Annotated in this window: 12 protein-coding genes; 4 read left to right on the forward strand and 8 right to left on the reverse strand. The window is 65.9% G+C overall.

Annotated elements, in window-relative coordinates; translation table 11 throughout:
* Positions 1-67: 67 nt before the first annotated feature.
* On the forward strand, positions 68-1351 hold the full coding sequence (gene phaZ, locus C8J98_RS17515; RefSeq protein ID WP_107914459.1) for a polyhydroxyalkanoate depolymerase: 1284 nt from the start codon (positions 68-70) through the stop codon (positions 1349-1351).
* Positions 1352-1393: 42 nt separating this feature from the next.
* On the opposite strand, the gene C8J98_RS17520 is transcribed toward phaZ, so the two are convergent.
* Both C8J98_RS17520 and C8J98_RS17525 read right to left on the reverse strand, forming a co-directional pair.
* Positions 1394-2497, reverse strand: coding sequence for an SLC13 family permease (locus C8J98_RS17520; RefSeq protein WP_107914460.1), 1104 nt, complete (start codon positions 2495-2497; stop codon positions 1394-1396).
* Between the two features lie 78 nt (positions 2498-2575).
* Positions 2576-3346, reverse strand: coding sequence for a hypothetical protein (locus tag C8J98_RS17525; RefSeq protein ID WP_107914461.1), 771 nt, complete (start codon positions 3344-3346; stop codon positions 2576-2578).
* Between the two features lie 170 nt (positions 3347-3516).
* Between C8J98_RS17525 and C8J98_RS17530 the strand changes: the two genes are divergently transcribed.
* Positions 3517-4077 (forward strand): hypothetical protein, encoded by a 561-nt coding sequence (locus tag C8J98_RS17530; protein ID WP_107914462.1) that lies wholly within the window; start codon positions 3517-3519, stop codon positions 4075-4077.
* A gap of 155 nt (positions 4078-4232) precedes the next feature.
* Here C8J98_RS17530 and mazG read toward each other — a convergent pair whose 3' ends face one another.
* From mazG to gspN, 5 genes are read right to left on the reverse strand one after another with little or no spacing between them, the layout of a single operon-like run.
* Complete coding sequence (gene mazG, locus C8J98_RS17535) at positions 4233-5024, reverse strand: nucleoside triphosphate pyrophosphohydrolase (RefSeq protein ID WP_107914463.1); 792 nt, start codon at positions 5022-5024, stop codon at positions 4233-4235.
* On the reverse strand, positions 5021-5842 hold the full coding sequence (gene cysQ, locus C8J98_RS17540; RefSeq protein WP_107914464.1) for a 3'(2'),5'-bisphosphate nucleotidase CysQ: 822 nt from the start codon (positions 5840-5842) through the stop codon (positions 5021-5023). The genes mazG and cysQ overlap by 4 nt, the downstream gene beginning before the upstream one ends.
* Positions 5839-6396: an ADP compounds hydrolase NudE gene (nudE, locus tag C8J98_RS17545; RefSeq protein ID WP_107914465.1), complete on the reverse strand. Its 558-nt coding sequence runs from the start codon at positions 6394-6396 to the stop codon at positions 5839-5841. The genes cysQ and nudE overlap by 4 nt, the downstream gene beginning before the upstream one ends.
* Complete coding sequence (locus tag C8J98_RS17550; protein WP_107914466.1) at positions 6393-7181, reverse strand: inositol monophosphatase family protein; 789 nt, start codon at positions 7179-7181, stop codon at positions 6393-6395. Before C8J98_RS17550 ends, nudE begins: the two co-directional genes overlap by 4 nt.
* Positions 7178-7954 (reverse strand): type II secretion system protein N, encoded by a 777-nt coding sequence (gene gspN / locus C8J98_RS17555; RefSeq protein ID WP_107914467.1) that lies wholly within the window; start codon positions 7952-7954, stop codon positions 7178-7180. Before gspN ends, C8J98_RS17550 begins: the two co-directional genes overlap by 4 nt.
* 56 nt (positions 7955-8010) lie before the next feature.
* Between gspN and C8J98_RS17560 the strand changes: the two genes are divergently transcribed.
* Positions 8011-9381: an adenosylmethionine--8-amino-7-oxononanoate transaminase gene (locus tag C8J98_RS17560; protein WP_107914468.1), complete on the forward strand. Its 1371-nt coding sequence runs from the start codon at positions 8011-8013 to the stop codon at positions 9379-9381.
* Here C8J98_RS17560 and C8J98_RS17565 read toward each other — a convergent pair.
* Positions 9378-10004, reverse strand: a complete 627-nt coding sequence (locus tag C8J98_RS17565; RefSeq protein WP_107914469.1) for a DsbA family protein — start codon at positions 10002-10004, stop codon at positions 9378-9380. The genes C8J98_RS17560 and C8J98_RS17565 overlap by 4 nt on opposite strands.
* An 82-nt stretch (positions 10005-10086) precedes the next feature.
* Here C8J98_RS17565 and C8J98_RS17570 point away from each other — a divergent pair, with 82 nt between their 5' ends.
* Complete coding sequence (locus C8J98_RS17570) at positions 10087-10821, forward strand: 16S rRNA (uracil(1498)-N(3))-methyltransferase (RefSeq protein WP_107914470.1); 735 nt, start codon at positions 10087-10089, stop codon at positions 10819-10821.
* Positions 10822-11058 lie beyond the last annotated feature (237 nt).

Here is an 11058-nt window from a genome sequence, read left to right on the forward strand (position 1 = left end):
AGGGGCTTTACATATGACGCGGCGCAAGTGGTTATGATGCGCCACCTCCCCGCCCCCCGGACCCTGCATGCTCTATCTCATGCACGAATTCCAACGCTCGATGCTCAGCCCCCTCACCTACTGGGCTGAAGCGAGCGCGAAGATGTTTGGCGACATCGCCAGCCCGTTTGCCCGCATGCCAGGCGCCGACCGCGCTGCCGCGGGCTATGAGCTCATGTTCCGGCTGGGCAAGGCGTACGAAAAGCCCGAGTTCGGCATCCATACGGTGCAGGCGCACGGCCACGAAGTCGCCATCGTCGAGCAGGTCGCCATGGCCAAGCCGTTCTGCACGCTCAAGCGCTTCAAGCGTTTCTCCGACGACCAGGCCACGGTCGACCGCATGAAGAACGACCCGGCCGTACTCATCGTCGCGCCGCTGTCGGGCCACCACTCGACCCTGCTGCGCGACACCGTGCGCACGCTGCTGCGTGACCACAAGGTGTACATCACCGACTGGGTCGACGCGCGCATGATTCCCACCGACGAAGGCTCGTTCTCGCTCGCCGATTACGTGACCTACGTGGAAGAGTTCATCCGCCACGTCGGCGTGCATCGCGCGCACGTGGTCTCGGTGTGCCAGCCGACCGTGCCGGTGCTCGCCGCCGTCTCGCTCATGGCCGCTCGCGGTGAAGATACGCCGCTGACGCTCACCCTCATGGGTGGCCCGATCGACACGCGCAAGAGCCCCACCAGCGTGGACAACCTGGCGACGACGCGGCCGCTGTCCTGGTTCCGCAACCAGCTGATCCACAAGGTGCCCTACCAGTACCCGGGCGCCGGCCGTGAGGTCTACCCCGGCTTCCTGCAGCATGCGGGTTTCCTGGCGATGAACCCGAGCCGCCACGTCATGTCGCATTGGGACTTCTATGAGAACCTGCGCAAGGGCGACCTCGACGACGCCGAGCAGCATCGCAAGTTCTACGACGAGTACAACGCCGTGCTCGACATGCCGGCAGAGTATTACCTCGACACCATCGAAACCGTGTTCCAGGAACATCGCCTGCCGATGGGCACGTGGGACGTCCACGGCGAGCGCGTGCTGCCGGCGAAAATCAAGAATACGGCCCTGCTCACCATCGAAGGCGAGCTCGACGATATCTCCGGCCTCGGCCAGACCGAAGCCGCGCACGGCCTGTGCAAGGGCATTCCGAAGAAGCTGAAGAAGCACATCACTGTGGAAGGCGCCGGTCACTACGGCATCTTCAGCGGCCGCCGCTGGCGCGATGTGGTTTACCCCGATGTCCGCGATTTCATCGCGAAGTTCGACAAGGGCAACAGCAACACCGGCGCGCACGGCAACCGCAAAGCTTGATGGCCCTGCGGGATCGCCGCTGAAGCGGCTCCCACAGTTCAATCAAAGAAGCGCCCAGCCGATCACGCCGACGACGACGAAAAACGGCAGCGACCACAGGTGGAACGTAGCCCACGCCTTGCGCTCACCCAGCAGCCGCAAGGCGATCAGGTTCGCCAACGAACCCAGCACGAAGCCGAAGCCACCCGCGTTCACGCCCCAGGCAATCGTGCGCCAGTCTTTTGAGTACTCCGCGAGCAGGATCGCCGCCGGCACATTGCTGACCACCTGCGAAGCCAGGGCACCCGTCGCGTAGAGATGCGATGGCTGGTCCAGCCCCAGGCCGCCGAGGAAGTGCTTCACGCCGTCGAGCCCGGCAAGCATGCGCAGGTCGATGAACATCAGCACGAAGGTCAGCAGCAGCCCCCAGTCGATGCTCGCGACGATACGACGGCGGAAGGCCAGGAAGACCACCATCACGCCGAGCAGTCCCCATGCCGCATGATGGAAATCGGCCAGGATCAGGAAGGGTAGGTAGAGCACCGCGGCAACGATCAACATCTGTCGGTCGACCTGCTGCTCGCTCTCCTCGTGCACCTGCAGCGCCACGCCCGGAAAGGCCAGCGCGGTCACCACGAGCAGGAGTGCCAGTGTGATCGCCACCAGCGGCAACATGGCCCAGACGAAGGCGCCGAATCCGTTGTTCCACTGCTGCCACAGGAACAGGTTCTGCGGATTGCCGATCGGTGTGAGCATCGAACCCGCGTTCACCGCGAGTGCTTCGAACACCACCAGGCGCGTCGCGGGCATGCGCGCGATGCGGCACATGCTCAGGGTGAGTGGCACCATCACGAACAGCGATACGTCGTTGGTGAGCAGCATCGACAACAGGGCCGTCGCGGCAACCAGGCCGAGCGCCGCGATGCGGCGTGTCGACGTCCGTTCGATCAACCAGTGTCCGGCCACATGGAGCGCGCCGCTGGATTCCACGGCCTTGGTCAACAAGAGCAGGCCCGCCAGCGCGGCGATGGTCGGCCAGTCCACGAGCGCCGGCCAGTCGGGAAGGCGCGAGGGCTTCGCGATCGCCAGGACGACGAGCACCGCCAGAAGTACGAGAAAGAAAACGTCGCGTCGCAGGGCGCGCAACGATTCGGGCAACCACGTCATGAATAGGATCCCGCCGGCCAGGACGGGATCATATCGGGTGGTCGCGTCGCCGGAGCGTGCATGCCCCGGCGCGATGCTTTAGCGGTCCCGCGGAACGTCGACCTTGCCGGTCACGCCACGCTGCGATACATCGCCGCTGCCCTTGGTGTTGACGGTCAGGTTGCCCTTGACGCCGTCGACGTCGATCTCGCCGGAGCCGACCGTTCCCACGCTGACATCACCGGTGACATCGCGAAGCTTCGCTTCACCCGAACCCACGGTGGCGATGCGGACACCCCCATTCACGCCGGTTGCCGCGAATGAGCCCGAGCCCACCGTGCTCACTTCGACCGCACCGGTGTTGTCGATCTTCACCTCACCGGAGCCCACCGTGGTGTTGAAGGCACCCTTGATGTCATGAGCCTCGAGTTCGCCAGAACCCACCGTGCTGTCGAGCGTCGCGAGACCGCGCGCCTTCGCTTCACCCGAGCCCACATTGATCGTCACCGCGATGGACGCCGGCACGGCCGCTTCGACCTTGAGGTCGCTGGCGCTGTGGCCGAAGCTCCAGGTGTGGTAGGTGTCGTTCGTCAATTCGACGACGACGGTGTCGCCCTCGCGCCTTTGCGTCACCGATAGCCTGTCTAGCGCGTCCTGGGTGGATGCGCAGGCCTTGCCCCTCACGGTGCCCTTGCCCGCGGGTGCGCTCCCTTCGACATGAAGCTCGTAGGCATTGACGACGAAGGTCACGCTGCGAACGCCGGACAGGTTGAGGTCGAGGTTACGGTCCGCGTGAAACTTGCAGTCGCTGCTGTCGGCCATGGCGGCGGCCGGCGCCAGGAGAAGGGCGGCGAGGATCAGGTGGCGCATGATTTTGCTCCTGTAGTGATTCGGTGTACCGGTGATGGATGCCGCCCAGGTGAAAAAGGTTGCAGCTTTCTCATTTCTTCACACGAAGCTGACCGGCCGGCAACGAACCGGTCAACCGGTGGCGAGGCGGCACGTTTTTCCCCGTGCAACACCTAACCGGGAGACAACCTATGCAACGCAAGACCCTGATCGCCAGTGCCGCGTCCCTCCTCCTCGCCGGCTCGACCGCCTTCGCGTTCGCGCAGGATGCCGCTCCGCAGTCCCCGTCGGCGCCAGCCGCACGCTCCGCCCAGGCGGGCGCCTCCGCTGGTCAGGGCCAGAAGTGGGGTCACGACGGCCAGTGGGGCCGTGACGGCCACCAGGGCCGTGGTGGTGACCATGGCCGCGGCGAATGGGCCGGGCACGGCCGGGGCAAGGAACAGGGCGGCGTCATCGGCGACCTGCACAGCCTCGAGCGCCTCTACGTGCTGACCGGCCGTAGCAAGGAACTGCCAGCGCTGTACAACGAAGTCCTCGCCAAGTCGCAGAACCCGCGCGTACGCGACTACGCCTACCGTCACCTTGCCCGCGTGCAGATGCAGCCGGCCAACGTGGACACCGCGATCTCCACGCTGCGCAAGAGCCTCGACGAGAACCTCGCCCTGGACCAGAAGCGTCACCAGGAGATGGAAGCGTTCAAGGCACGCATGCAGCAGCGCGCTGCGGCGGGTTCGGCTTCGAGCAGCAAGTAAGTCGTTAGACAGAAACGGGGCCCTTGGGCCCCGTTTCTTCGTGCGTTATCGCGAGCACCCATCGCCGCTGAAGCGGCTCCCACAGAAAGCCGCATAAATGTGGGAGCCGCATAAATGTGGGAGCCGCTTCAGCGGCGATGGCGCGCAGCGCCAATTCAAACACCCTCGCGCTTCACACGAACCCACAACGCTTCCTGCTCTTCCAATGGATACGACGCCAGCGAGCGTCCCTCGGATGCCGCAACCGCCTCCATCGCCCGGAACCGGCGCTCGAACTTCGCGTTCGCTCCACGCAACGCGCGCGTTACATCGACCTTCGCATGCCGTGCAAGGTTCGCCGCGACAAACAGCACGTCACCGATTTCGTCGGCAAGCCGCTCTTCGTCGGCACCGTTGTCGAACTCGTGGCGCACTTCTTCGATTTCTTCCGCCATCTTGTCGAGCACCGGACGATGATCGGGCCAGTCGAAACCGACGTTCGCCGCCCGTTTCTGCAGCTTCACCGCACGCTGCCATTCTGGCAGGCCGTGCGAAATACCAGCCAGCGCGCTGTTGTCTTCACCACCCTTCGCCGCCCGCTCTTCGGCCTTCAGCCGGTCCCAGTCGCGCGACTGTGCCGCCAGGTCTTCGTGCCTGACGTCCTCGAACACGTGCGGATGACGGCGGACCATCTTGTCGCAGATACCCGCGACCACGTCGCCAAACGCGAAATGCCCGGCTTCCTCGGCCATACGGGAATGAAACACCACCTGCAGCAGCAGGTCGCCCAGCTCGTCGCGCAGGTCGACCATGTCGTTACGATCGATCGCATCGGCGACTTCGTACGCCTCCTCGATGGTGTACGGCGCGATGGTCGCGAAGCTCTGCTTCACGTCCCAGGGGCAACCGTTTTCCGGATCGCGCAGGCGCGCCATGATGGCGATGAGTTCGTCCACCGGTCGCGTCATGCGGCATCCTCGGGATCGATGAGTCGCCCGGCCCAGTCGATGGACGTGTCGCCGCAGGCGATGAATTCTGGATTGATCAGCGAATCGCGCGTGTTGTAACGGAACGGGCGACCGGCGAGATCCAGTACGGCTCCGCCGGCTTCCTCGAGGACGCACTGCGCGGCCGCGGTATCCCACTCCGATGTCGCGCCCAGACGCAGGTAGATGTCCGCATCGCCGCGCGCGATGACGCAGAACTTCAGCGAGGAACCGAGCGCAAAGGTCTCGTGTTCGCCGAGGCGGTCGAGCAGTGTCGCAGCGCGCACGCCCGTATGCGAACGGCTACCGGTCACGCGCAGCAACCCGCCGGCCGGCCGGACGCGGATGGCGACCCGTTCGGCCGTAGGCGAACTCTGCCGCCAGGCCCCGCAATCGCGCGCGGCGGCGTAGAGATCGCCGGTGACCGGTGCCAGCACCACGCCGAGCACGGGACGATGGTCTTCGATCAGCGCGATGTTCACACTGAACTCGCCGTTGCGTTTGACAAACTCGCGCGTGCCATCGAGCGGGTCGACCAGCCAGTAGCGGCGCCAGGTGCGTCGCTCGGACCAGGGCGCGGCAAGCGCTTCTTCGGAGATCACCGGCACGCCGGGCGCGAGTTCATGCAGGCCTTCTTCGATCACGCGCTGCGCGGCGAGATCGGCGGCGGTGACCGGGGAATTGTCATCCTTGCAGATGACCTCGAAATCCTGCGAGTAAACGGTGAGGATCGCTTCGGCCGCACGCTGTGCGATAGCACAGACGGGGTCGAGCCAGCGGTCGCAGGGCGCCGCGGTCACGTAGGCTTGTAACGGCCGGCGAGGTACTCGCGGGCCATGAAGAGGGCGGCGATGGAGCGCCCTTCGGTGACATCGTCGCGGGCGATCAACTCGTGCAGGTTGTCCATCCGCCAGGGTACGACTTCCAGTTCCTCGGGTTCGTCGCCCTGCAGGCGTTCCGGGTAGAGATCCTCGGCCAGCACGACGTGACCCAGATGCGTCATGTACGACGGCGACAAGGAGAGTGTCCCGAGGATCTTCAGCTTGCGTGCGCCGAAACCGACCTCTTCCTTCAGCTCACGGTCGGCGCCCTGCTCGGCTGTTTCGTCGCGATCGAGGCGCCCCTTGGGCACGCCCAGTTCGTAGCGATCCACGCCGACGCCGTATTCGCGCACCAGCAACACGGTTTCCGGATCACGCATCGCGACAATCAGCACGGCACCGAACCCGCCACCCTTGAGGCGCTGGTACGTGCGGCGTTCGCCGTTGGAAAACTCCAGGTCCACGTCTTCCACGCGGCGGAAGGGGCTGTCGGGCGCGTCGCGCGTCGCCAGGATCTTCGGACGTTTGTTCATCGGTCGATTGTAGCCCCGGTCAGTCTCGCCAGCGCCGTGGCATGGATGGCCGGCGTTCCCGCCAGCACGCCGCGTGTTTCCAGACCGAGCGGCGCACCGTCGAGATCGGTGAACACACCACCGGCCTCGCGCACGATGACTGCCAGTGCCGCGATGTCGAGAATGTTCACATCGGACTCGACGACGAGGTCGAGTCCACCACGTGCGAGCAGATGGTAATGGCAGAAATCGCCGTATCCGCGAATGCGGTTGCTGTCGCGAATCATGCCACCCAGTACATTCCAGCGAGCATCCGCGGTCAGTGTCTTCACGTTACCGGTGGATATCGACGCATCGGCCATCGATGCCGTGGCAGCGACGCGGACCGGTTCGCCATCGAGCCATGCGCCACGCCCGCGCACGGCCCACATGCGCTCGCCGTAGACAGGCGCCGAGGAAACCCCGAGCACGAGTTCGCCGCGGTGCATCAGCGCGATCTGGGTCGAGAAGAACGGCGTGCGGCGGACGAAGCTTTTGGTCCCGTCGAGGGGATCGACCAGCCAGAGGTATTCGCGCGAGGTATCGTCCGCACCATATTCCTCGCCATAGATGCCTGCCTCGGGCAGCGCCTTGGCGAGGATGCCGCGGATGGCCATTTCCGCTTCGCGATCGGCAATGGTCACCGGTGTGTCGTCGCCCTTGACGATCACGTCAACGCCGGTGCGCCAGTAATGCAGGATGATGTCGGCGGCCGCGCCGGCAGCGTCGCGAGCGGCGGCGAGGGCCTTGTCGAGGGTGTCGGTCATGGCGTGATGATCGAGGGCGCGAGCCCCGCCTTGCGTTGAAGGTTGACGGCGCCGTCGCGGCCCAGCGGACCGAAACGCGCGATGAGGTGGGACAGCGCGGTGTCCTCGATGCGCGGCACCAGTTTGCCATCGAGTCGCCAGCCAAGTGGCGTCGCGGCAAGCGCGGCATGAACCACCAGTGAGCCCTGACCGTCGTCGGCGAGCGTCGCACGCAGGATGCCGCCCTGGCTGGCGGCCTTCAGCGCGATACCGCCGAGCGTGATGTGGCCTTCGGGTGTTTTGACGGCAGCGGCGCGCCAGAGCACGTCGGCGTCCAGTGCCACCGGCCAGTTGCCCTGTAGCTCCGCGCGCGGCACCTTGCCTTCGATGACCCCGACCGGAATCAGCTCCGGTGGGAGCGCCGGACCGCTCAGGGCTGCCGCATCCAGGCGGAAGTCGATGCCCGTCCAGATCGAGTGGTCCGCGTCGGGGCGCTCCAGGTGCCCCTGGAACCGACCCGCACGACCGTCGAGATTCAGGTCAAGATGGGTGCGCCCGAGGATGGCATCACGGCCCAGGTGCCAGGTCAGGGCGCCCAGCTCGCGTCCATCGACGGTCGTGACCTTGCCGGCCCGGCCGTTCCAGACGGTCCCCGAGACGTCGTCGAGCACGAAACCGTGCGCGCGCCGGGCGAGGAGGGACGCGGCCACGCCGGCGGGCATGAACCAGTAGAACAGACCGGCGGCGAACGCCAGCAGGACGACAACCAGGCCGATCCGACGGAACCACTTCAAACGATCACCTCACCTTTCGACTTGAGGACCGGACGGCAGGGGGCGATCATGGGCGGATGACCGACGCCCTTTTCGTTCCTCAGGCAGCCGACGCGCTCGTCGCGCGCGACCTGTCCGTCCTCTGGCACCCGTGCACCCAGATGCACGACCACGAAACCCTGCCCATGGTACCCGTGGTACGCGGCGAAGGGGCGTGGCTGGTCGGCGCGGACGGCAAACGTTACCTGGATGCCGTCAGCTCCTGGTGGACCAACCTGTTCGGCCATGCGGAGCCGCGCATCGCCGGCGCCCTGAAAGACCAACTGGACCGCCTCGAGCACGTCATCTTCGCCGGCTTCACCCATGAGCCGGCGGTGGAACTGGCCGAAGAGCTGGTCCGTATCACGCCGCAGGGACTCGATCGCGTCTTCCTGGCAGACAACGGCTCAGCCGCGATCGAAGTGGCGCTGAAGATGAGCTTCCACTACTGGCTCAACCAGGGTCATGGCGAGAAGACCCGCTTCATCGCCCTCACCGGCAGCTACCACGGCGAGACCCTTGGCGCACTCTCGGTCAGCGACGTGGCGCTCTACCGCAAGACCTACGCACCGCTCCTGCTGACCCCCGAGCTCGCACCCTCACCGGATACCTACGAAGGCGAACCCGGCGAGACCCCGAAGGAAATTGCGACGCGCCGCCTGGGCCAGATGCGCGCACTGCTCGAACGCCATGCACACGAAACCTGTGCGGTGATCGTCGAGCCCCTGGTCCAGTGTGCCGGTGGCATGCGCATGTACGACGCCTCGTACCTCACTGGCCTGCGCGCCCTCTGTGACGAATTCCGCGTGCACTTCATCGCCGACGAAATCGCCGTCGGCTTCGGTCGCACCGGCAGCCTTTTCGCCTGCGAACAGGCAGGCGTCTCGCCCGACTTCATGTGCCTGTCCAAGGGCCTGACGGGCGGCTTCCTGCCGCTATCGGCGGTCGTCACCACGCAGGACGTCTACCAGGCTTTCTATGCCGAGTACGCGGCGGGTAAAGCGTTCCTGCACTCGCACAGCTATACCGGCAACCCGCTGGCCTGCCGTGCCGCCACCGCCACGCTGAAGATTTTCCGGGACGACCCCGTGCTCGAGCGCAACCGCGCGCTTGCCGCCCACATGGCAAAGCGGATTGCGCCGCTCGTCGATCATCCGCATGTCGCCGACGTCCGCCAGACCGGCCTGATCGCCGCGATCGAACTGGTCGCCGACAAGGCGACGCGCGCGCCCTTCCCCGCCGCCGACCGGCGTGGTCTTCGCGTGTACCGCCACGGCCTGGAACAGGGCGCGCTGCTGCGGCCCCTCGGCAACATCGTGTACTTCATGCCGCCCTATGTCATTACCGAAGGCGAGATCGACTTCATGATCGACACCGCTATCGCGGGCATCGAAAAGGCCGTGGCCTAGATCCGCGACAAACCGATCGGAAGATCGCCGAGGCGGGCCATCTCCTCGTCGTCGAACAGATCGGGATGAGCAAGGAAATCCATGGCGAAGGCGTGGGCGTCCGCGCCCCAGAACAATTCGCTGCCGATGGCGAGCGTCGGTACGCCGAAAACGCGGGCCTGCATGGCCAGCTCGAAGTTGGCCTGCAGCGACGCCTTCACCTCGGGTGCCGACAGCGCGGCACGCAGGTCGGTGATACCCAGCGAGGCAGCCAGCGGTGCCAGCGCCTCCGGCGTATCCGCCGCGCGACCATGAGCCCAGATCCACTCGAAGATCGATCCCACGGCTTCGACGGTGCCACCCGCCGCAACGCACAGACGGAGGGCCGGCAACGGATTGAACGGATGGGTCGGCGGAAACTTCAGCGGTACGTTGGCCTGCCGCGCGCGCCACAAGGCGTAGCGATAGGTGAACTCGCGCTTGCCCTCGATCTCGGCCGGGCCACGTTGTTCCATCTGCTTCAACAGGGCACCGAACAGCATCGGCCGTAACGACACCTCATGCGTCTTGCTCAACTCACGCACCGCCGGCCACTGCAGCCAGCTGAACATGGATACGAAATCGAAGTACCAGGCGATGGGCATGCACGGGCTCCGTCGGAATGGACCGACGATAGCGATCCCCGTCGCTGGCTACAATGGACGTTCCGTGACACAAGGCTCATTCATGCGAACCATCCGCATCCACGTCGACATGCCGCTCGCCAGCGGCCGGGACGTCACCCTGCCTGCCCAGGCCGGCGAGCATGTCGCCCGCGTGCTGCGCATGGAGGTGGGGGCGCCCGTGGTGCTGTTCGCCGGTAATGACGGCATGGAGTTCGACGCGACCCTGGCATCGGTTGGCAAGCGCGAGGTGGTCGCTTCGGTGGGCGAAGGCCGCCTGGTCACCAATGAGTCGCCGCTGTCCCTCATCCTCGCCCAGGGCGTGGCACGCGGCGAGAAGATGGACCTGATTGTGCAGAAGGCGACCGAACTCGGCATCGCACGCATCGTCCCGCTCCTGACCGAGCGCTCCGAAGTGAAGCTGGATGCCGCCCGCAGCGAAAAGCGCCTGGCGCACTGGCGCGCCGTGGCGTCGAGCGCGTGCGAACAGTCGGGGCGTGCCCGTGTACCGGTCATCGACGCCGCACAGCCGCTGGCAGCGTGGCTCGCTTCGCTGGGCGAAGGTGGGCCCATGCGTCTGGCCCTCTTACCCGAAGGCTCGAAACGCCCCGGCGAACTCCGGCTCACCGACGCTGCCATCCTTGCCATCGGGCCGGAAGGTGGCTTCGGTGAGCGCGACCGTACGGCACTGGCCGCTGCGGGCTTCACGGGCCTCAAGCTGGGGCCGCGCATCCTGCGCACCGAAACGGCCGGCCTCGCCGCGATCGCGGCGCTGCAGGCCTTGTACGGCGATATTTGAAATGTAGGCGCCGACCTGTGACAGCCGATCTGCGGGAGCCGATCTACGGGAGCCGATCTATGGGAGCCAGTCTGTGGGAGCCGCTTCAGCGGCGAATCCGCGGCAGCGGGCCATGTCCCGGCAGCACCCATCGCCGCTGAAGCGGCTCCTTGTATCTTGGGCATGCCTCCCGCTGGGAGGTGCAGCAAGTGAGATCCCGGGGAGGCCGCCGGCTCCTGGAAGCAGAATTATCTGACT

The organism is Luteibacter sp. OK325, assembly GCF_003050935.1.
GTDB lineage: Bacteria > Pseudomonadota > Gammaproteobacteria > Xanthomonadales > Rhodanobacteraceae > Luteibacter.